Genomic DNA, 20,536 nt, shown 5'->3' with positions numbered 1-20,536 from the left:
CTGGGTGGCCGCCCCCGTGGGACGGCGGTCGCGAGTGTCCCTTTCGAGGCCCTTTGCGGGACCTTCGCCCCGTGGATCCGGAGGACGCCTCATGCAGAGTCGGACTCGGACCGCCGATCTCGCCGTGATCGGCGACGAGCGGGAGGAGACACCCGTGCCGAACCTCGTCTACGACTTCGCCGAAGGCGGCAAGGACCTGAGCGACCTGCTGGGCGGGAAGGGCGCGAACCTCGCCGAGATGGCCGGTCTCGGCCTGCCGGTCCCCCCGGGCTTCACGATCACGACCGAGGCGTGCCGGGCGTTCCTCGCCGCGCGGCGGGAGCCCGCGGGATTGAGGGAGGCGGTGAGCACGCACCTGGCCGCACTGGAGGCGAAAGCGGGACGGATCCTCGGGAACGCCGCTGATCCCTTGCTGGTATCCGTGCGTTCCGGTGCGAAGTTCTCCATGCCGGGAATGATGGACACCGTCCTGAACATCGGCCTCAACGACTCGACGCTGGCCGGGCTGGCCGCGCGGACCGGCGATGCCCGGTTCGCCTGGGATTCCTACCGGCGCCTCATCCAGATGTTCGGCAAGACCGTCCTCGGCGTCCCCGAAGGGCGGTTCGAGGACGGGCTGGACCGGGCCAAACGACACAAGGGCGTCACCGCCGACGTGGACCTCGGCGTCGAGGAGCTGAGGGTCCTGGTCGAGGAGTTCAAGGACATCGTCCTCGCCGCCACGGGCCGGCCCTTCCCGCAGGATCCGCGCACGCAGCTCGACATGGCGATCCGCGCGGTCTTCGATTCCTGGAACGGGGAGCGGGCCCGGCTGTACCGCAGGCGGGAGCACATCCTGGACGGACTCGGCACGGCGGTCAACGTCATGGCCATGGTGTTCGGAAACCTGGGCGCGGACTCCGGCACGGGCGTGGCGTTCACCCGGGACCCGGGGACGGGACATGCGGGCGTCTACGGCGACTACCTGGGGAACGCCCAGGGAGAGGATGTGGTCTCCGGGACCCGTAACACTGTGCCGCTACAGGAACTGGAGCACATCGACAAGCGCTCCTACAACGAACTGCTCCAGAACATGCGGACGCTGGAGAAGCACTACCGCGACCTGTGCGACATCGAGTTCACCATTGAGCGCGGCAGGCTGTGGATGCTGCAGACCCGCGTCGGCAAACGCACGGCCGAGGCCGCCTTCCGGATCGCCGTCCAGCTCGCCGACGAAGGACTCATCGACATGGACGAGGCCGTCGCCAGGGTCGGCGGCGACCAGCTGGGCCGGCTGGCGTTCCCCCGCTTCGCGACGGACTCGGGCGCCCGCCCCATCGCCACCGGGATCGCGGCCTCACCCGGCGCCGCGGTCGGCCGGGCGGTGTTCGACTCACCGACGGCCATGGAATGGGCGAGCCGCGGTGAGCGGGTCGTGCTGGTGCGCCGCGAGACCAACCCCGACGACCTCGGCGGCATGATCGCCGCCACCGGCATCGTGACCAGCCGAGGGGGCAAGACCTCGCACGCCGCCGTCGTCGCCCGGGGCATGGGCACCACCTGCGTGTGCGGGCTGGAGGACCTCGACGTCGACACCGCGGGACGGCGGTTCACCGGTCCCGGGGGAGTGGTCGTGGGCGAAGGAGACGTCATCTCCGTGGACGGTTCCAGCGGTGCCGTGTACGTGGGGGAGTTGCCGGTCGTGCAATCCCCGGTCGTCCGGTACTTCGAGGGCGGGCTCGACCCGCGGGGCCCGGAGGCGGACGAGCTGGTGGCGGCCGTGCACCGGATACTGTCCCACGCCGACGCCGTCCGGCGGCTGGAGGTCCGGGCCAATGCCGACACGCCGCAGGACGCCGCCAGGGCATGGCGCTTCGGAGCGCGCGGCATCGGACTGTGCCGTACCGAGCACATGTTCCTCGGCGCCCGGCGCCCGCTCATCGAACGGGTGATCCTCGCCGGCGGCGATGCCGAGCGGGAAGAGGCACTGGGCGCGTTGCTGCCGCTGCAGCGTGCGGACTTCGCCGCGATCCTGGCGGAGATGGACGGCCTGCCGGTCACGGTGCGACTGCTCGATCCGCCACTGCACGAGTTCCTGCCCGACCTGACCGAACTCTCGGTGCGTGTGGCGGTCGCCGACTCGCGAGGCGAGCCCGTCGAGCACGACCGGCGGCTGCTGGTCGCCGTGCGGCGCCTGCACGAGCAGAACCCGATGCTGGGGCTGCGCGGCGTCCGGCTCGGCCTGGTCGTCCCCGGACTGTTCGCCATGCAGGTACGAGCCTTCGCCGAGGCCGCCGCGGAACGCGCCGGGGCCGGCGGCGACCCGCACGGCCAGATCATGATCCCGCTTGTCGGCGCGGTACGGGAGCTGGAGATCGTCCGTGCGGACGCCGAACGGGTGCTCGCCGAGGTGGCCGAACGGACCGGCGTCGCGCTCGACATGCCGATCGGCACCATGATCGAGCTGCCCCGGGCCGCGCTCACCGCCGGGCGGATCGCCGAGGCCGCGCAGTTCTTCTCCTTCGGCACCAACGACCTCACCCAGACCACGTGGGGCTTCTCCCGCGACGACGTCGAAGGCGGATTCTTCACCGCCTACCTGGACAAGGGCGTCTTCGGCGCCTCGCCCTTCGAGACCCTGGACCGCGACGGCGTCGGCCGCCTGATCGAGATCGCCGCCGCCGAGGGCCGGGCCCGGCGGCCCGAGCTCGAACTGGGCGTCTGCGGCGAGCACGCCGGGGACCCGGCGTCCGTGCGGTACTTCCACCGGGTGGGACTGGACTACGTCTCCTGCTCGCCTTTCCGGGTGCCGATCGCCCGCCTGGAGGCCGGCCGGGCCGCCGTCCTGGACGATGCCGAGGGCGGCGTGCGTGGTGACACGCGCTGAGGCTCGGCTCGCCCGACCGGGAAAGGACGGGCGCGGGACCGAAGGTCCCGGCAGAGAGGACTTTGGACACGATGCGGCACCGGAGCCGGCCCAGCAGGCTGTAAGTGCCGCACCCTCACGGCTGGAGGTCGAGATGGTCAACGCCGCACGAGTCTCGGCGGAGCGCCGGGACACGCCCGCAACGCCTCCCGGAACCGAACGGGCCGATCTGGCGGCACGCTTCGTCGTCCGCGCGGCGATCCTGGCGCCGTCCATCCACAACACCCAGCCGTGGCGCTTCATCGAGCGCTCCGACGGGCTGGAGCTCTGGGCCGACCGCGCGCGCCTGCTGCCGATCGCCGACCCGGGCGGGCGCGAGATGTTCATCAGCTGCGGTGCGGCCCTGTTCAACGCACGGCTGGCCGTGCGGCGCCTGGGCTTCACTCCGCAGGTGCGGCTGCTGCCCAACCCGGCGTATCCGGACCTGCTGGCCAGGGTCACGTGGGGAACGAGGACGGCCCCGCGGCCGTACGAGGAGCTGCTGTACCGGACGATCCCGCGCCGCCGCACGCACCGCGGGCGATTCCTGGCGACCCCGCTGCCGCCCATGCTGCCGACCGTGCTGGGCGGCATCGCCCGGTACGAGGGCGCGGGCCTGCGCGTCGTCAAGGACGAGGCGCAGTGCCGGCACCTGGCCGAGCACGTCCAGGCCGCCGAGGCGGCCCAGCTCCGTGACCCCCGTGTTCTCGGCGAGCTGCTCGCCTGGACCGCCCCGCCGGGCAGCGGGCGCGTCGACGGCCTCGCGACGGGCTCCACCCCGATCCGGGCGGACGTCCTGGAGTTCCCCTCGCGGGACCTCGCCGGTGCGCCCTGGGAGGCCGGCCGCGATGCGGGCGACCGGGAGCCCGGCCCCAGGACCGCCCCTGCGGCCGTGGGGACGGTCGCGGTGCTGACCACCCGTGAGGACAGGCGGGTGGACTGGCTGCTCGCCGGCCAGGCGCTCCAGCACGTGCTGCTGCATGCGGCGACGCTGGACGTGAGCGCGGCCTTCCACACGCAGCCGCTGGAATCGCCCCACCTGCGGGCTGCGGTACGCCGCGACCTCGTCTGCGGGCATCCGCAGATGGTGCTGCGCCTCGGTCACGCGGCACGCCGCCTGCACAGCCGCCGGCGCCCGGTCGCGGACGTCCTCAGCAGCGAATGACGGCTTCGTCGGCCACTGCGTCGGCAGGGAGTACGGAGGAACCATGACCGGTACGGGTGTCGGCACACTTGACGCAGCCCTGTTGGAGGGGCGGTTGCGAGAGCATCACCGGCGTTGCCTGCCGGCATTGAGCAGGCTTCGCCTTCTGGCGAAGGACGGCTGGGAGGCGGACGTTGACGTCCGAGCCGCCACCGGGGAGGTCATGGTCGAGTTAGGTGCCGCCGGGGCGATCCTGCTCGATGCCCTGTCGGGAAGCGTTCGCCGCGATGCCCTTGCGCATTTTCTGGGCTGCCGCGTCAACCGGCTCGAAATCGTCGCCGAACACGCCGTCGCGACGGCCGATGCCGGGAACCTGCCCATGCTGCGACGTCTGCTGTATCAGTTCCACGCACTGGCCGAAGCGATGTGGAAAGTCCAGCTGGGACTGCAATCGCATGGAGCGCGTCCCGTGATCGACGGGACCTCGGACGGGATCCGGGCGGGCGACACCCGGATGAAGCCCCGGCGTCCCGCCTCCCAACCCGAGGGTGCGCGATCTCCACTTCGCGGGAACGAAATGAGGCTCGGTCTCAAGGATTGGCAAAGGCCCTTCGTCCCTGGTGCGCGAGCGTGAGAGCGGGCAACGCTGGAGACGACCGTACCTGTCGATCGGTCGGGACGATGGACCGAAAACCGCCGCGATCGTGACCGAGGTGGTCGCCACCAGGGTCTGGAACCGATGGGTGACGTGACGGGGAGAAGCGACATCTGGGGGACACATGAGCGAACAACCCATCACCGGCCTGCTCGTCGGGTACGACGGTTCCGAGGAAAGCACACGGGCGTTGGACTGGGCCGCCGATGATGCCCGCAGGCGGAGCCTGCCGCTGACCGTGCTCCATTCGTGGGACGTCCGCGCCGGCGGACTGGCCCCCATGCCCGCGGTCGATCCGCGGGCGAACGCGCAGGAGATCTTGAACGCGGGCATCGAGCATGCCCGCGAGGTGGCGTCCGACCTCAAGGCGCGGGCGGTGCTCGCGCGGGCACCGGCCGCCGCCAGACTGATCGAGGCGAGCGAGAGCGCCGATCTGATCGTGCTGGGCTCGCGCGGCGCCGGCGGATTCGCGGGCCTGACGCTCGGGTCGGTCGGCGCGCAGGTGGCCGCGCACGCCTCGTGCCCGGTCGTGATCGTCCGCGGCGGCCTCCCGCACCCGGAGAGGGGGCCCGGACGTGTCGTGGTCGGCATGGACGGTTCGCCGGCGTCCGAGGCGGCGTTGGCCACGGCCTTCACCGAGGCGGACGCCCACGGGCTCTCGTTGCGAGCGGTGATCGCCTGGGACCCGGTACCCGCGCGGGAACTGCCGCCGCTGGTGGACGAGGCCGGCATGAGAGCCGCGGCAGAGGCGCGGATGGCGGAGCTGATGCTCCCGCTGCGCGAGCGCCATCCCGGCGTGCGGGCCGAGACCGAGATCGTCACCGGGGTACCGCGGCAGGTCCTGATGGACGCGGCGGACGAGGCGCGGCTGCTCGTCGTGGGCTCGCGCGGGCTGGGCGGTTTCCGCGGCCTGCTGCTCGGCTCGGTCAGCCACGCGCTCATCCACCTCGCGCCCTGCCCGGTGGCGGTCGTCCACGCCTCCGCGGGGAGCGACGTCCAGGACGGGGAGCGTGCGTAGGAGGCCGTTGGCCCTCTCGGGCTCGGGACCTCCGGCCCTGGGACGCCGTCGGCCCGCGGTCGACGATGAAGGCGGAACCTCGTTCACGCGGAGGTGGGCCGAATGGACTGGAAGACCATCGGCAAAGCCGGGCGCTCCGGCGGCCCGCCCAACTTGGACGACTACGATAAGGTCTGCGCTCGTTTCTCCTGGAACGATGCGCGGGCCGCCATGGACGGGCTTCCCGGCGGGCGCGGGCTCAATATCGCCTTCGAGGCGGTCGACCGGCATGCCGCGGGGGCGCTCGGCGAACGGGTGGCGCTGCGCTGCCTGGACAAGGACGGCACCGCCACCGATCTCACCTACGCCCGCCTGCGGGACGAGACCGACCAGTTCGCCAACGTGCTGCGGGCGCTCGGGGTGCGCAAGGGCGAGCGGGTGTTCTCACTGCTCGGCCGTGTTCCCGAGTTGTACGTGACCGCGCTCGGCACAGTGAAGAACACCAGTGTCTTCTCGCCCCTGTTCCCGGCGTTCGGGCCGGAGCCGATCCGCGACAGGCTCCGGATCGGCGATGCGAAGGTCCTGGTCACCAGCCCCGGGCTGTACGCGAGGAAGGTCGTCCAGATCCGGGACGAGCTGCCGGGGCTGGAGCACGTGCTGATCGTGGGCGGGTACGAGACGCCGCCCGGCACGGTGTCCTACCGCGAGATCATGGACGACGTCGCTCCGGTCTTCGAGATCCCGCCGACGGACCCCGAGGACATGGCGCTGCTGCACTTCACCAGCGGCACCACGGGACGGCCGAAGGGCGCGGTGCACGTCCACGAGGCGGTGGTGGCGCACCACCTCACCGCCGCGTACGCGCTCGACCTGCGGGCGGGCGATGTGTTCTGGTGCACGGCGGACCCCGGCTGGGTCACCGGCACCTCGTACGGGATCATCGCCCCGCTCACCCACGGCGCGACCCTGCTGGTCGACGCCGCAGAGTTCGACGTGCGGCGCTGGTACCGGACGCTGGAGGAACAGCGGGTCACCGTCTGGTACACGGCCCCGACGGCGCTGCGGATGCTGATGCGCTACGGGACGGAGCCGGCGCGCGGCCACGACCTGTCGGCGCTGCGGTTCGTCGCCAGCGTGGGGGAGCCGCTCAATCCGGAGGCCGTCGTGTGGGGCGCGGAGGCGCTCGGAGTGCCCGTCCACGACAACTGGTGGCAGACCGAGACCGGCGCGATCATGATCAGCAACTACGCGTCCATGGACATCAGGCCCGGCTCGATGGGGCGTCCCATGCCGGGCGTGGAGGCGGCACTGCTGGAGCGGGGCGCCGACGGGCGCGCTCGCGTGTCGCCCGGCGGCCGGGTGACGGTGCTGAGCGGCCCGGATGCCGAGGGCGAACTGGCGCTACGCCCCGGGTGGCCCTCGATGTTCCGCGGCTACCTGCACGATGACGTCCGCTATGCCAAGGCGTTCGCCGGCGGCTGGTACCTCACCGGTGACATCGCCCGCCGGGACGCGGACGGCTACTACTGGTTCGTCGCCCGCGCGGACGACGTGATCAAGTCCGCCGGGCATCTCATCGGCCCGTTCGAGGTCGAGAGCGCGCTGATGGAGCACGAAGCCGTCGCGGAGGCCGGGGTCATCGGCCGGCCGGACCCGGTCGCCGGGGAGGTCGTCAAGGCGTTCGTGACGCTGCGTCCCGGCTACGAGGCGGGCGAGGAGCTGCGCCGCGAGCTGATCGCCTTCGGGCGCAGGCGGCTGGCGTCCCTGGCCCCCAAGGAGATCGCCTTCGACCAGGACCTCCCGCACACGCGCAGCGGCAAGGTGATGCGCCGGCTACTGAAGGCACGCGAGCTGGGGCTGCCCGAAGGTGACGTGTCGACACTGGAGCAAGCGCCATGACCAGGAAGAAGAACACCGGGAAGAGCGAAGCGGCCGCGGCTGCCCGCACCCGGGGGAGCGGCGGGCCGGCGGTCGCCGAGGAGCACCGGAGCCTGCTGCGCCAGATGCTGCGGATCCGGCGCTTCGAGGAGCGCTGCGTCGAGTTGTACAGCGCCGCGGAGATCCGCGGCTTCCTGCACCTGTACATCGGGGAGGAGGCGGTCGCCGCCGGGGTGATGCCGGCCCTCGATCCGGGGGACGCCGTCGTCAGCACCTACCGCGAGCACGGCCACGCCCTCGCCCGCGGCGTCTCCGCCGAGGCGATCATGGCGGAGATGTTCGGGCGGTCCACCGGATGCAGCCGCGGCCGCGGCGGCTCGATGCACCTGTTCGACTCGGCGACCCGCTTCTACGGCGGCAACGCCATCGTCGGCGGCGGGCTGCCGATCGCGGTCGGGCTGGCGCTCGCCGACCGGATGCGCGGCGCCGACCGGGTCACCGCGTGCTTCTTCGGGGACGGCGCGGTCGCCGAGGGCGAGTTCCACGAATGCGTCAACCTGGCCGCGCTGTGGCACCTGCCGATCCTGTTCGTCTGCGAGAACAACCGCTACGCCATGGGCACGGTGCTCGCCCGCGAGCATGCCGAGACCGACCTGGCCCTTCGTGCCTCCTCCTACGGGGTGGTGTCGTGGGCGGTCGACGGCATGGACGTGCTCGCCGTCTCAGCGGCCGCGCGGCGGGCGGCCGAGGCGGTGCGCTGGGGCGGCGGCCCGCACTTCCTGGAGATGCGCACCTACCGCTACCGCGCCCACTCGATGTACGACCCGGACCGCTACCGCGACAAGGCGGAGATCCAGGAATGGAAGCGCCACGACCCGATCGACGCCCTCGCATCCCGGATGCGCGCCGGCGGCGAACTGACCGACGACGACCTCGCCGTGATGGGGAAGGAGATCGCCGCTGAGATCGACCGGGCGGTCGACGCGGCGAAGGCCGCGCCGCCGGAACCGGTCGAGGACCTGGAGCGGTTCGTCTACTCCGGAGAGGCGGTGCGGCGATGACGACCACGCAGGCGGCCCGCGGCGGCCCGGAAACCGCCGAGAACGGGACGATCACCTATCGCGAGGCCCTGAGAGCGGCACTCCGCGACGCTCTCGCCCGGGACGACCGCGTCTTCCTCATGGGCGAGGACGTCGGACGCTACGGCGGCTGCTTCGCCGTCAGCCTCGGCCTGCTGGAGGCGTTCGGGCCCGAGCGGATCCGCGACACGCCCCTGTCGGAGTCGGCGTTCGTGGGCGCGGGCATCGGCGCGGCCCTCGCCGGCATGCGGCCCATCGTGGAGATCATGACGGTCAACTTCAGCCTGCTCGCGCTCGACCAGATCCTCAACAACGCGGCCACGCTGTCGCACATGTCCGGCGGGCAGTTCGGCGTGCCGCTCGTCATCCGCATGACGACCGGGGCCGGACGCCAGCTGGCCGCCCAGCACTCCCACAGCCTCGAGGGCTGGTACGCGCACATCCCCGGCCTGCGGATCGTCGCCCCGGCGACCCTGGAGGACGCCCGCGGCATGCTGTGGACGGCGCTGGAGAGCCCGGACCCGGTCCTGATCTTCGAGCACGCCTCGCTGTATCCGATGTCGGGACGGCTGCCCCCCACCGCGGGAACGGTGGACATCGACCGTGCGGCGGTGCGCAGGACCGGCTCGGACGTCACCCTGGTCACCTATGGCGGAAGCCTCCACAAGACCCTGGCGGCGTCCGAGCGGCTCGCCTCCCAGGGAGTCCAGGCGGAAGTGATCGATCTGCGGTCGCTGCGGCCACTGGACGACGCCGCCATCATGGCTTCGGTCCGCCGCACCCACCGCGCCGTGATCGTGGACGAGGCATGGCGGTCCGGAAGCCTGTCCGCGGAGATCAGCGCCCGCATCACCGAGCAGGCGTTCTACGACCTCGACGCACCGGTCGGACGGGTGTGCGGCGCGGAGGTCCCCGTCCCCTACGCACGGCATCTGGAAGAGGCGGCGCTTCCGCAGCCGGATGACATCGTCGCAGCCGTCCACCGGGCGGTGAGCGGCGATGCCTGACTTTACGATGCCCTCACTCGGCGCCGACATGGACCGCGGCACCCTCACCCAGTGGCTGGTCAAGCCGGGGGACAGAGTGCACAGAGGCGACACGGTCGCCGTCGTCGAGACGGACAAGGCCGACATCGAGGTCGAGTGCTTCGACGACGGCGTGATCGACACCCTCCTGGTCCAGCCCGGTGCCACCGTCCCCGTGGGAACCCCGCTCGCCCACCTGGCCCCACCGTCAGGCGGGCCGGAACGCCCGGCCCCGGTCGCGGAGCCCCGGCCGTCCGCCTCCGTCCGGCCCCCGGCGGGGGAACCGGCGGGGGAACCGGCAGGGCCTGTCGCCCCATCCCGGCACCACGAGATCGCGACTCCGCTCGTCCGGCGCCTGGCGGAAGAACGGGGCGTCGACCTGGCCTCGGTGCACGGTACGGGGCACGGCGGCCGGATCGTACGGGCGGACATCGAGCGGGCGGACATCGAGCGGGCGGACATCGAGCGGGCGGACATCGAGCGGGCGGGCGCCGAACGAGCCGTCCCGCCGGTGACCCGGCCCAAGGTGTCTCCGCTGGGCCGCCGGCTGGCGACCGAACTCGGGGTCGACCTGAGTGATCTGCGCGGGTCCGGTGCGCACGGCGCCATCCTCGCCGCGGACGTCCGGGCCGCCGCGCGGACCACGGGCCGTCCTACCGGGCGGCAGCAGGCGGAGCGACCCGCGGCCGAGGGCAGGCAGGCGGCGATGCGGCGGGCGATCGGCGGCCTCATGGCGCGGAGCAAGCGCGAGATCCCGCACTACTACCTGAGCACCACCATCGACCTGGGCCGGGCGGTTCCATGGCTGCGGGAACGCAACCGCGAAGTGCCGGTGGCGGCGCGCGTCCTGCCGTCCGCGCTGCTGCTCAGGGCGAGCGCGCTGGCCGCGCGCGAGGTGCCCGAGCTCAACGGCCACTGGATCGACGATGCCTTCGTCCCCGGCGACGGCGTCCACCTCGGCGTCGTCACGGCGCTGCGCGGCGGCGGGCTGGTCACACCCACCCTGTGCGCCGCCGACGGGCTCCCGCTGGCGGAACTGATGGCCGCCCTCAAGGACCTGCTCGTCCGGGCCAGGACGGGCCGGCTGCGCGGTTCCGAGCTGGGCGGCGCCACGATCACCGTCACGAACCTGGGCGAGCGGGGAGTGGACTCGGTGACGGGCGTCATCTTCCCGCCGCAGGTGGCCCTGCTGGGCTTCGGCGCCATCGTCGAGCGGCCCTGGGCGGTGAACGGGCTGCTGGGCGTCCGCCCGGTCGTCACCGCAACGCTGGCGGCCGACCACCGGGCCACCGACGGGCCCACCGGTGCGCGGCTCCTGGAGGCCGTGGACCGGCTGCTCCAGCATCCGGAGGAGCTATGACACCCCTGCAGGCACGCGAACTGGCCGCTCGTTCACTGGAGAAGGTCGCCCCGGACATCGACGCCGCGCAGGTCGGCGGCGACGTCGACCTGCGCGCGGACCTCGGCCTCGACTCCCTCGACTTCCTCGGCTTCGTGGAAGCGCTCACCGAAGGCTCGGGCGTGCGCATCGACGAGGACGACTACCCCGAACTGTTCACTCTGGACGGCTGCGCCGCCTACCTCGCCCGCCGAAGCTGACCCGAAGGAAGCACCGCCCGGGGATCACGCGGCAGAGGGACCGGCGTACACCCGCGGGCGGGCTCACGAGTGGCCGGGCCTGTGGGAGGCGCGGCCGATGCCCTCCGCGGCGGCCTCGGCGCGCAGCGCCGCCACCTCGACGGTGAGGTCGATGCCGACCGGGCACCAGACGATGCACCGGCCGCAGCCCACGCATCCGGAGGAACCGAACTGGTCGTGCCAGGTACCGAGCTTGTGGGTGAGCCACTGCCGGTAGCGGCTCTTCGCGGACGACCGGACGTCGCCGCCGTGCAGGTGGGAGAAGTCCGGGTCGAAGCAGGAGTCCCAGAGCTGCCAGCGCTCGGCGTGGTCGCCGGTGAGGTCGGTGGTGTCGGTGACCCTGGTGCAGAAGCAGGTCGGGCACACCATGGTGCAGTTGCCGCAGCTCAGACAGCGTTCGGCGACATCGTCCCAGCGAGCCGCGTCCAGGCTGCCCGCCATCAGGTCGTGCAGGCCCAGAGCGGGCATCTCCCGGCCCATCCGGTCGGCCGCAGCCGTCACCTCCGCACGGGCCCGGTCCACGTCGGCGGGCTCCGCGGGCCCCGCCCGCACGTCGTCCATGACGCGGGCGCCCGGCTCGGTGCCCACGTCCACGATGTAGCGCGGGCCGTCCCGGCCGATCAGTTCGGTGAGCGCGAGATCGTATCCGGGGCCCGCCTGCGGACCGGTGCCCATGGAGACGCAGAAGCAGGTCTCACCGGGCTCGGTGCAGTTGACGGCGATGATGAAGGCGTCCCTGCGGCGTCCCGCATAGGACGGGTCGACGTGGCGGCCGCCCATGAGAACGCGGTCCTGGACGGCGATGGCGCGCAGGTCGCACGGCCGGACGCCGAGCAGTGCCAGCGGGGCCGGGGCGGGTGCGTCGGTCTCGGCCTCGGCGACGAAACCGTCCTCGCTGCGGCGCGCCTCCCAGAGCTTGACCCTTGACCGGTGCAGGAAGGGCTTCCAGGACTGCGGCCCGGCCGCGTGGGCGAACGCCGCGCCGTCCTCCCTGCGGATCACCCGGTAGCCGCCGGGGCTGAGCCGGACGCCCCATCCGTACGGCAGGTGTTCGACCGAGTCCAGTTCCGCCAGGACTATGGCGTCGTCGCGGACGGTCGGGCCGATGACGGTGTATCCGGCTCGGCGGAGTGCTGCGTGGAGAGGGCCGAGATCGGCCAGTGCCAGTGTGTTCATGACGCGTGGTTCCCCTTCCGGTGCGGGTGCCGGACGATCGGCCCGGCCGGCTCCGCGCCGCCGGGCACCAGTTCTGCGGCCAGCCGGCCGGCGACGGCGGCGACCGCCGCGGCGACCCCGGGCGTCAGTCCGCGGCCGAAGCCGAAGTCGGCGCCCTCGATCGCCAGGACGCGCAGGCGGTCCGGCATCTGGCCGACGGCGAGCCCCAGCGCGACGGCGTCGCCGAGGCCGAGGGCGTGGCCGCTGACGGACCGCGCGGCCAGAGCCGCGGTCTGCGCGCAGAGGTCGTGGACGCGACCGGGATCGGGTGGCTCGGCGCGTACCGCGTCCACGACGATCGCCGACCCGGCGCCCGCCCACAACGCGATGAGCCGCGCCGGCTCGCCGTCGGTCACCGCGAGCCTCGCCCGGACCCTGCCGCGGAGGGCCTCGATCACCGCCGGTCCGGCGCCGTCGTCGCGGCGGAAATCGTTGCCCACGCCGATGACGATCGTCATGACCGGTCGACGGTGAGGTCGAGGAAGTGGGTGGAGCAGGAGATGCAGGGGTCGTAGTTGCGGATCGCCTGCTCGCACCGGTGGGTCAGGGCGTGGTCGTCGAGGTGCAGCCGGGCGGCGACGAAACGGCGCAGGTCGTCCTCGATGGCGGCCTGGTTCTGGGATGTCGGCGGAACGATCCGCGCGGCCCGGATCAGGCCGTCCGGGCCGAGGTCGTAACGATGGTAGAGGACGCCGCGCGGCGCCTCGGTGACGCCGTGCCCGGTCCCCTCCCGGGGCGGCACCGGCAGGGACGGCAGGGGCGGTGGCTCGTAGCCGGCGATGATCCGCAGGGCCTCGTCCACCGCGTAGACGATCTCGACGGCGCGCACCAGGATGCTGCGGAAGGGGTTGCGGCATTCGGGGCCGAGCCCGGCCCGGTCCGCGGCCTCCAGCGCGAGGGGCGACAGCCGGTCGCGGTTGAGGGAGTAGCGGGCGAGCGGGCCCGTCAGGTACGGGCCGCCGTCGGTGAAGCGGGAGTGCAGAGCGGTCGAATGGGGAACCTGCTCCTCGGCGATGCGGTCTTCGAACTCGGCGGCGGTGAAGGAGCGACCGCCGCTGCTGCGGAGCACACCGCCCTCCAGGGGATACCGTCCGGCGGACAGGGCGAGGTATTCGTGCTCGTGGGAGAAGTCGGGGAACTCGAAGCCCGCAGCCCATTCCACGGTGGCGAACGCGTCGTCGCGGGCCCGCCGGAGCAGTTCGGTGAGCGGGGCCAGCTCAGCGCGCGCCGGTGTGCGGTAGAAGCCGCCGACCCGGACGTTCACCGGGTGGATCGCGCGGCCGCCCAGCACCTCCATCAGTGTGTTGCCCGCCTTCTTCAGCCGCAGACCCCGCTCGACGACGGCGCGGTGGTCGCGGGCCAGTTCCACCGCACCCGGGTAGCCGAGGAAGTCGGGCGCGTGCAGCAGGTAGACGTGCAGGGCGTGGCTCTCGATCCACTCGCCGCAGTACAGCAGCCGGCGCAGCTCGCCGAGGGTGCCGCCGATCCGCACGCCGCAGGCCGCCTCGACGGCCTGGCACGCGCTCATCTGGTAGGCGACCGGGCAGATCCCGCAGATCCTCGCGGTGATGTCCGGCGGCTCGGTGTGGGCACGGCCGCGCAGGAACGCCTCGAAGAACCGCGGCGGCTCGTAGATGTCGAGCCGGACCTCCTCGACGGCCCGGCCGCGCACCCGGACGTACATGGCGCCTTCGCCCTCGACCCGGGCGAGGGCCCCGACCTTCAGTGTCCGGTCATTGCGGTGCGTCATCGCCCGCCTCCTCCTCCGGTCGCGCTTCCTCGCGGAACGCCGAAACGTTGAAGGTGGAGAGCACCCGGTGCGTCTCGTCCTCGGTCATGTCGAGCCAGGGCAACAGCCCGCGGGTGTTGGGACGGGTGCCGCTCCAGGCGGGGGAGGGGCCGAAGCAGCCGTAGCAGCCCCGCCCGTAGGCCGGGCAGATCGCCCCGCACCCCGCGTGCGTGATGGGCCCCAGGCAGGGGGTGCCGCGCGCGACCATGACGCACACGTTCCCGCGGCTCTTGCACTCGAAGCAGACGCTGTGGCCGGGCACGTCGGGCCTGCGGCCGGTGAGGTGGGCGGCGAGCACCTCCAGGAGCTGGCGCCGGTCGATCGGGCAACCCCGCAGTTCGAAGTCCACCGGTACGTGCGCCGCGATGGGCGTGGACCGCGCGAGCGCGGCGATGTACTCGGGTTGCGCGTAGACCACGGAGGCGAACTCATCGACGTCCGCGAAGTCGCGCAGTGCCTGGACGCCGCCGGCGGTCGCGCACGCCCCGATCGTGATCAGCTTGCGGGACACCGTCCGCACATGCCGGATGCGGTCGAGGTCGGCCGGCGTCGTGATCGATCCCTCGACCAGGGAAACGTCGTACGGGCCGTCCCCGGCGGCGCTGGTCGCCTCCAGGAAGTGCGCGATCTCGATCCGCCCGGTGAGGGCGAGCAGTTCGTCCTCGCAGTCCAGGAGCGTCAGCTGGCAGCCGTCGCAGGAGGCGAACTTCCACACGGCCAGGGTCGGTCGTCCCATGGCTACAGCTCCCTGACGGTCATGAGCGGCATGGCGCGCTCGTACGGCAGGACGGGCCCGTCCCGGCAGATCAGCAGCGGCCCGAGCTGGCAGTGCCCGCACCACCCGAGCCCGCAGCGCATGTTGCGCTCCAGGGACAACCGGACGTCCGCGGCGCGCATCCCGCCTGCGATGAGCGCCTCGGCGGTGACGCGCATCATCACCTCGGGCCCGCAGACGAACGCCGCGGTGCGGGCCGGATCGACCTCCGCGGCGCCCACCAGCGCTGTGATCAGGCCGACGTGACCGGCCCAGCCGGGGGCGGGCCGGTCCACCGTGACCTCGACCTGGGCGCCGTTCGCGCGCCACATGTCCAGTTCGTCGGCGAACAACAGGTCATCGGGGGTGCGCGCACCGATCAGGACGGAGATCCGGCCGAAGGAGTCCCGGGCGGACAGGGCGCGCAGCACCGCCGGCCGCAGCGGGGCCAGCCCGATCCCGCCGGCGGCGAGCAACAGGTCGCGGCCCCGTGCCCCGTCCAGCCCCCAACCGGTGCCGAACGGCCCCCGCAGCCCGACGACCTGCCCCGGCGGCGTCGCGCACACGGCCCGGGTCACGGCGCCGACGGCGCGGACGGTCTGCTCCAGCACCGGCCCGGTCCCCCGTGAGCGGGCGGAGCCCCGTCCCCCCGGTAACGGCCCGATTCGGCTGACGGAGATCGGCACCTCACCGACACCGAACACGTACATCATGGTGAACTGGCCGGGAACGGGCTCGGGTACAGCGGCCTCGACGGGCTCCAGCGTCAGCGTGACCGTGTCGGCCGTCTCCGCACGCCGGCCCGTCACCCGGTACGGGACGGGCGCCATGGGGCTGTGCGCGGCCGGGGTCATCGCAGCTCCTCCGGGTGCGCGTACAGGTCGAGCATCCGGACCCTGGTCGCCTCGAGCCGGTCCAGCATGACGGCGCCGAAGCGCAGGGCGAGGTCGTAACCGAGGCGGAGGTCCGCGGCGCACAGCTCCCGCACTCCCCGGCCGTCGAAACGGAAGGCCGCCACCGGTGCCGCGGCGACCGCGCCGAATCTCCAGCGGTGCGGTGGGAAGAGCCATGACCAGCCCAGCATCGACGAGGCCGGCAAGGTCTCCACCACCACCGCGCCGCGGCCGGGCACCTGCAGATCGAGCGCGACCCTGCCCGAGCGGAGCAGCCAGAACCGCTGGGCCGGAGCGCCCTCTTCGAAGAAGCGGTGCCCGGCCGGAACGGAGACGATGTCGGCGGTGGCGGCCAGCGCGGCACAGTGCGACTCGGCCATCCCGGCGAAGAAGCGCTCCTCCGCCAGAGCGGCGGACGTCGCGGCGTTCGTCGTGGCGTTCGTCTCCTCCATCTGGCCCGGCGCCTCCTTCAGGAAAGGGCCCGCGTACCGGGGCCGCGGTCGAGAACCGGTGCGGGGCGCGCGGCCGTGTTGACGACCCGCAACTGGCTGAGGGTGTAGTGACGGAGCATGGACGCGCTGTACGGGGAGAGCCGGTGGCAGACCCAGTCCCAATGCAGCGCCGCGACGTCGCCCTCTCGGACGCGCACCCCTGGAGCGGGCCGCGTCACTTCCGTCCGGGGTTCGCCAAGGCGCAGGACACGGCCGTCCCATGCCAGTGACCGTGACCGGACCGTCACCGCCCCGCCCGCGACGGTCAGGACACGTCCCCACCGGATACGGCACCGGTCCAGTACCCGCAGCGGCTCTTCGCTGAACCCCGATCTGAGCAATCCCACCCACGGGTAGACGCCGAACACATGGAAGTTGTGGTGTGCGCGCGCACCGGCCCCTGCGAGGGACACCAGATCGGCCCGGTGGCCGCCGACCCGCCGCTCGAACCGCTCGGCCAGATGGGCCGCCAGGAGGGACGGCCCGATCCGTTCGAGCAGCGGCCCGCCGATCCAGTAAGCGCCGACCACCCGTGCGTCGAGTGGGTCGGCGATGCGCGTCGCCGCCGCGATGAGCCGGAGGTACGGCCAGGCGCCGGAGAACCTTCCGGCCAGCTCGGTCAACCCCCGGTCGGCGGTTCCCGCCCCGGCGTAGTCCCCGACGGCCGCACTGTCGTCCGGGCCGCAGTACCCGAGGAGGTTGGGCGGGTAGGCGAACCGGGCGAACAGCACCGGGCCGGGGATCACGACGCCGCTCCCCCCGGGGCGTGCCCGCGTGCGCGGACTGCCGCCGCCACGAGCAGGGCCGTCCCCGCGAGCAGTATCGCCAGCCCGCCCGCCTCGGCGGCCGACGGCAGGGCGCCGGTGTCCGCGGCCGACAGCGCCGCGGTCACCAGGGCGCCCAGGCTCAGCACGGCCGTCACATCGACGGCCGGCGCGAGCGAGAGCGCCGTGAACCAGCCGGCGACGTAGACGGCGAGGACCATCCCGGTCACCGCCGCCCACCACCAGCCGCTGCGGTCCAGGCCCGCCAGTGCGGACCACCGGCCGCTCGCCAGGATCCACAGCAGCAGCACCGTGGCCCCGAGCGACAGCCGTCCCGCACCGAGCACCAGCGGCGGGACCTGCGGTAGCAGCCGTCTGGCCACGATCACCTCGGCCGACCACAGCAGCGTCGCCGCGAGGATCAGCAGTTCGCCGGTGCCGAACCGGAAGCCCGAGAGCCCGCCGTCCGCGACCGCCTGCCCGGTGATCAGCAGCGCGATGGCGCCCGCCTGGACGATTCCGGACCGCTCTCCCAGCAGCGGCAGCGCGAGCACCGCCACCCAGACCACCAGGGTCTTCTGCAGGAACGCCGCATGACCGGACGACTCCCTGGCCAGCCCTTCGAAGAAGAGCACGAACGGGACGCTGCCGCCGATGACCGCGATCGCGAGCATTCCCGCGACCACATTCCTCGTCAGCGGCGGCGTCCGGTCACCGCGCCGCATCGACCTGAGACGGCTCATCGCCGCCGGGGCGACCGCCAGTGCCAGGATCGCGGCCGCCACCAGGTTCTTCGCCGTGGTGTAGACGGCGGCGTCCCCGGCGGCGCGCACGCCGCGCGCGTTGAGGAAGATAGCCACACCGCTGACGACGGCGGTGCCGCCGGCGAACGCGATCCCGCGCGGGTACCCGGTCGCGTGCCCGCTCATGGCCGCCGCCCTCCCGCGCCGTCCCGCACGGCGGCCATTCCGGCGGCCTCCTCCGCACTGATCTTGCGAACGGCGATGCCGCTGTGCATGACCAGCCAGTCTCCGGACACCACGGGGACGCCCTCCAGGGTGAGGATCACGAGGGAGACGACGGCCCGCGCCTTCCCGCGGGCCACCACTGCCCTCCCGTCGCCCGTCGTGACGACCCGGCCCACCTGCTCCAGGCACATGTGACACCTCCAACGGCGGTCGCGCCGGGGAACAACCTCATGAGAAACCGTTACGCGGTGGGCGCCAAGGGCCCAAAGTCCCTTCCCTTCCGTCCTCGGCGAGTCCCCCGTCCGGCGACCGCCAAACGAGCGCGCCGGGCTCTCCGGAACCTCACTCCGTCGCGTCGACGAGGACGCCGTAGGCGATGGGCACGGGTGTCGTCGAAGGCCCCGGCCGATGCCGGACCTTGGTCCCTTGCGACCGGCTGCCGGAGCTCATCAGTGTGGAAGTGGCTGCGGAAACATGCCTGATCGTTGGAGGAGCCCATGTCCGCACCGATCGTTGTGGGAACGGACGGATCCGGCATCGCCGAGCGCGCCGTGGATTGGGCGGCCGCCGATGCGGCGCGGCGCCACCGGCCGCTGCACATCGTGCACGCAGCGCAGATCTGGCCGTATCAGGTCCGCCGGTTCACGCCGCCCGCTGAGTCGGAAAGCGTGTCACGTGCGGGCCGCGCCGTCCTGGTGGAGTCGGAGAAACGCGTGCGGACGCACTGGCCCGGGCTGCGAGTGACCACGGCGCTGCAGGTCAATGCGGCGCCGGACGCGCTGCGGGACGAGTCGGAGCACGCGTTCGAGCTGGTGGTCGGCCAGCGCGGCCGCGGCGGCTTCGCCGGCCTCCTTCTCGGTTCCGTGAGCCTTCGCGTGGCCGGGCATTCGGCCGTTCCGGTCGTGGTCGTCCGCGGCGCGGCGGGCACGGGCCGGGGGGAGGTCGCGGTGGGGTACGACATCGAGGACGAGGCGGGCGATGCGCTGGAGTACGCGTTCGACGCCGCCGCCGTCCGCGGGGCGCGGCTGCGCGTCGTGCACGCCTGGCAGATCTCGGCGGGCCTGGCCGAATCCGGGTACTCGATTGACGAAGACCGGATGAACGACGAGCGGCGCGGGAGGATCATCGCCGACTACGCCCCGCTGCACGAGCGGTATCCGCTGGTCGAGGTGGTGAACGAGGTGCTCGTGGGGCACCCGGTGTCCATCCTGTCCGGGGTGTCGCGGGCGGTCGATCTCCTCGTCGTCGGCGCGAGCCGTCACCGAAGAGGCGTGCCGAGGCTCGGCTCCGTCGGACACGGTGTGATCCATCACGCGGAATGCCCGGTCGCGGTCGTCGGCCGGTTCCGGTGAGGCCGCGGGCCGTTCGCCTCGACGGGCGGGGGACCTCCGGCCCTGCCCTGCCGGCCGATGCCCTCGAAGGATGGAGATGAAGCGGCCAAGCGAAGGAGGTCGTCATGGACGCCAAGCAGTGGAGTGTGGAGCTCTACATCAGCGAAGACGGCACGGACACTCTCGCCCGCGCGGTCCTGTTCACCGGTGGCGAGAAGAAGCCGGTCGGGTACGGCCGGGCGCGCCGCAACCCGGTCGACCGCGAGGTCCGGGAGATCGGTGAGGAACTGGCCGCCAGCCGGGCGCTGGCGGACCTCGCCGACCGGCTGCACGGCGTGGCAGGCGAGGACATCGCCCAGTTCGCCGGTCCGGCATGAGGACTGGGCGCGGTGCCGCGGCCGGGCCTCCGGGTCCGGCCGTCTCGGCCAGGCGGGCCGGGCGGTGGCGGTACGTCGTGCTGCCCGCGTTCGGTGCGGCGGCCGCGTCGGGTGCCATGTCGCTGGGCGCGCCCGCCGATGTGGTGCTGTGGACCGCAGCCGGCCTCACCGGCGTGCTGCTGCTGACGCGGCTCCTGATCGGCTCGGGCGCCGCCCGGCCCGCGAAGCCGGCCGGATCCGCCGCTCACCGGGATATCTCTGCGAAATAGCCGCCGCGGTAGGCGAATAAGCCGCGGGTCCGAAAGACGATGGGCCCGAGTCCGCGCTGAGGCAGGAGAATTTAAAGGCGTTTTCGAGGACGAAGGTCCCTGTTAGCGGTCAGTGGCGTCCGCCAGTGTGTGAAACGCCGGGAAGCTGATCAGGGCACCCGGTCAATGCTGGCATGCTGAATAGCGGGAGTCCGCTGCGGAGCCGTGTTCGGGATGGTCCCTGGGAGCGAGTGGAGGCATGGCGAATGGAGTCCGAGGCGCGTGTCGGTGTGGTGGTGCCCATTTACAACGTCGAACCGTATCTTGAGGAATGCCTGGCCTCGATCGCCCGCCAGTCGGTCCGCGAATTGGACGTCGTCCTGGTCGACGACGGATCGACCGACGC

General features: G+C 72.6%; 22 protein-coding genes. 13 read left to right on the top strand and 9 right to left on the bottom strand.

Going from position 1 to position 20,536, the window contains the following annotated elements:
• Positions 1-154 precede the first annotated feature (154 nt).
• The 9 genes from ppdK to E1284_RS13465 all read left to right on the top strand — a co-directional run bounded on the left by ppdK (position 155) and on the right by E1284_RS13465 (position 11,261).
• Positions 155-2,866 carry a pyruvate, phosphate dikinase gene (ppdK, locus tag E1284_RS13505; RefSeq protein ID WP_243714463.1) on the top strand — a complete coding sequence of 904 codons (2,712 nt, stop codon included), beginning with the start codon at positions 155-157 and terminating at the stop codon, positions 2,864-2,866.
• Positions 2,867-2,999: 133 nt separating this feature from the next.
• Positions 3,000-4,049, top strand: a complete 1,050-nt coding sequence (locus E1284_RS13500) for an Acg family FMN-binding oxidoreductase (protein WP_243714462.1) — start codon at positions 3,000-3,002, stop codon at positions 4,047-4,049.
• A gap of 43 nt (positions 4,050-4,092) precedes the next feature.
• A complete protein-coding gene (locus E1284_RS13495; RefSeq protein ID WP_131939402.1) occupies positions 4,093-4,662 on the top strand; it encodes a hypothetical protein in 570 nt (189 codons plus the stop codon).
• A 145-nt stretch (positions 4,663-4,807) separates the two neighbouring features.
• Positions 4,808-5,701 carry a universal stress protein gene (locus E1284_RS13490; RefSeq protein ID WP_131939401.1) on the top strand — a complete coding sequence of 298 codons (894 nt, stop codon included), beginning with the start codon at positions 4,808-4,810 and terminating at the stop codon, positions 5,699-5,701.
• 102 nt (positions 5,702-5,803) lie between these two features.
• Positions 5,804-7,579: an acetate--CoA ligase gene (gene acsA / locus E1284_RS13485; RefSeq protein ID WP_131939400.1), complete on the top strand. Its 1,776-nt coding sequence runs from the start codon at positions 5,804-5,806 to the stop codon at positions 7,577-7,579.
• On the top strand, positions 7,576-8,619 hold the full coding sequence (gene pdhA, locus E1284_RS13480; RefSeq protein WP_207923736.1) for a pyruvate dehydrogenase (acetyl-transferring) E1 component subunit alpha: 1,044 nt from the start codon (positions 7,576-7,578) through the stop codon (positions 8,617-8,619). Before acsA ends, pdhA begins: the two co-directional genes overlap by 4 nt.
• Positions 8,616-9,644: an alpha-ketoacid dehydrogenase subunit beta gene (locus E1284_RS13475; RefSeq protein ID WP_131939399.1), complete on the top strand. Its 1,029-nt coding sequence runs from the start codon at positions 8,616-8,618 to the stop codon at positions 9,642-9,644. Before pdhA ends, E1284_RS13475 begins: the two co-directional genes overlap by 4 nt.
• Positions 9,637-11,022 carry a dihydrolipoamide acetyltransferase family protein gene (locus tag E1284_RS13470; protein ID WP_131939398.1) on the top strand — a complete coding sequence of 462 codons (1,386 nt, stop codon included), beginning with the start codon at positions 9,637-9,639 and terminating at the stop codon, positions 11,020-11,022. Before E1284_RS13475 ends, E1284_RS13470 begins: the two co-directional genes overlap by 8 nt.
• Positions 11,019-11,261, top strand: coding sequence for an acyl carrier protein (locus E1284_RS13465; protein ID WP_131939397.1), 243 nt, complete (start codon positions 11,019-11,021; stop codon positions 11,259-11,261). Before E1284_RS13470 ends, E1284_RS13465 begins: the two co-directional genes overlap by 4 nt.
• Before the next feature lie 63 nt (positions 11,262-11,324).
• Here the strand turns inward: E1284_RS13465 and E1284_RS13460 are convergent, their stop codons facing one another.
• The 9 genes from E1284_RS13460 to E1284_RS13420 are packed head-to-tail and all read right to left on the bottom strand — an operon-like array spanning position 11,325 to position 18,365.
• Complete coding sequence (locus E1284_RS13460) at positions 11,325-12,476, bottom strand: 4Fe-4S dicluster domain-containing protein (RefSeq protein ID WP_131939396.1); 1,152 nt, start codon at positions 12,474-12,476, stop codon at positions 11,325-11,327.
• Positions 12,473-12,973: a hydrogenase maturation protease gene (locus tag E1284_RS13455; protein ID WP_131939395.1), complete on the bottom strand. Its 501-nt coding sequence runs from the start codon at positions 12,971-12,973 to the stop codon at positions 12,473-12,475. The genes E1284_RS13460 and E1284_RS13455 overlap by 4 nt, the downstream gene beginning before the upstream one ends.
• Positions 12,970-14,265 carry a Ni/Fe hydrogenase subunit alpha gene (locus E1284_RS13450; protein WP_131939394.1) on the bottom strand — a complete coding sequence of 432 codons (1,296 nt, stop codon included), beginning with the start codon at positions 14,263-14,265 and terminating at the stop codon, positions 12,970-12,972. Before E1284_RS13450 ends, E1284_RS13455 begins: the two co-directional genes overlap by 4 nt.
• Positions 14,249-15,040, bottom strand: a complete 792-nt coding sequence (locus E1284_RS13445) for an NADH-quinone oxidoreductase subunit B family protein (RefSeq protein ID WP_131939393.1) — start codon at positions 15,038-15,040, stop codon at positions 14,249-14,251. Before E1284_RS13445 ends, E1284_RS13450 begins: the two co-directional genes overlap by 17 nt.
• 2 nt (positions 15,041-15,042) lie before the next feature.
• Positions 15,043-15,912 carry an FAD/NAD(P)-binding protein gene (locus E1284_RS13440; protein ID WP_131939392.1) on the bottom strand — a complete coding sequence of 290 codons (870 nt, stop codon included), beginning with the start codon at positions 15,910-15,912 and terminating at the stop codon, positions 15,043-15,045.
• Positions 15,909-16,403, bottom strand: coding sequence for a cyclic nucleotide-binding domain-containing protein (locus E1284_RS13435; protein ID WP_207923735.1), 495 nt, complete (start codon positions 16,401-16,403; stop codon positions 15,909-15,911). The genes E1284_RS13440 and E1284_RS13435 overlap by 4 nt, the downstream gene beginning before the upstream one ends.
• A 17-nt stretch (positions 16,404-16,420) precedes the next feature.
• On the bottom strand, positions 16,421-17,188 hold the full coding sequence (locus E1284_RS13430) for a DUF6390 family protein (RefSeq protein ID WP_131939391.1): 768 nt from the start codon (positions 17,186-17,188) through the stop codon (positions 16,421-16,423).
• Positions 17,185-18,135, bottom strand: a complete 951-nt coding sequence (locus E1284_RS13425; RefSeq protein ID WP_131939390.1) for a DMT family transporter — start codon at positions 18,133-18,135, stop codon at positions 17,185-17,187. Before E1284_RS13425 ends, E1284_RS13430 begins: the two co-directional genes overlap by 4 nt.
• Positions 18,132-18,365: a HypC/HybG/HupF family hydrogenase formation chaperone gene (locus tag E1284_RS13420; protein WP_131939389.1), complete on the bottom strand. Its 234-nt coding sequence runs from the start codon at positions 18,363-18,365 to the stop codon at positions 18,132-18,134. Before E1284_RS13420 ends, E1284_RS13425 begins: the two co-directional genes overlap by 4 nt.
• A 306-nt stretch (positions 18,366-18,671) precedes the next feature.
• Between E1284_RS13420 and E1284_RS13415 the strand changes: the two genes are divergently transcribed.
• The 4 genes from E1284_RS13415 to E1284_RS44030 all read left to right on the top strand — a co-directional run.
• Positions 18,672-19,526 (top strand): universal stress protein, encoded by an 855-nt coding sequence (locus tag E1284_RS13415; protein WP_131939388.1) that lies wholly within the window; start codon positions 18,672-18,674, stop codon positions 19,524-19,526.
• Between the two features lie 104 nt (positions 19,527-19,630).
• The gene (locus E1284_RS13410) at positions 19,631-19,882 is read left to right on the top strand and encodes a DUF1876 domain-containing protein (protein WP_131939387.1); all 252 of its coding nucleotides are present in this window, start codon (positions 19,631-19,633) and stop codon (positions 19,880-19,882) included.
• 77 nt (positions 19,883-19,959) lie between these two features.
• Entirely contained in the window at positions 19,960-20,151 is a 192-nt protein-coding gene (locus tag E1284_RS13405; RefSeq protein ID WP_131939386.1) for a hypothetical protein, read from the top strand.
• 173 nt (positions 20,152-20,324) lie between these two features.
• Positions 20,325-20,536, top strand: a 212-nt coding sequence (locus E1284_RS44030) for a glycosyltransferase family A protein (RefSeq protein ID WP_207923740.1), incomplete at its 3' end; no start/stop codon positions are given.

The sequence above is a fragment of the Actinomadura bangladeshensis genome (assembly GCF_004348335.1).
GTDB classification, from domain to species: Bacteria; Actinomycetota; Actinomycetes; order Streptosporangiales; family Streptosporangiaceae; genus Spirillospora; species Spirillospora bangladeshensis.
This window is presented reverse-complemented; position numbering and strand designations above follow the sequence as displayed.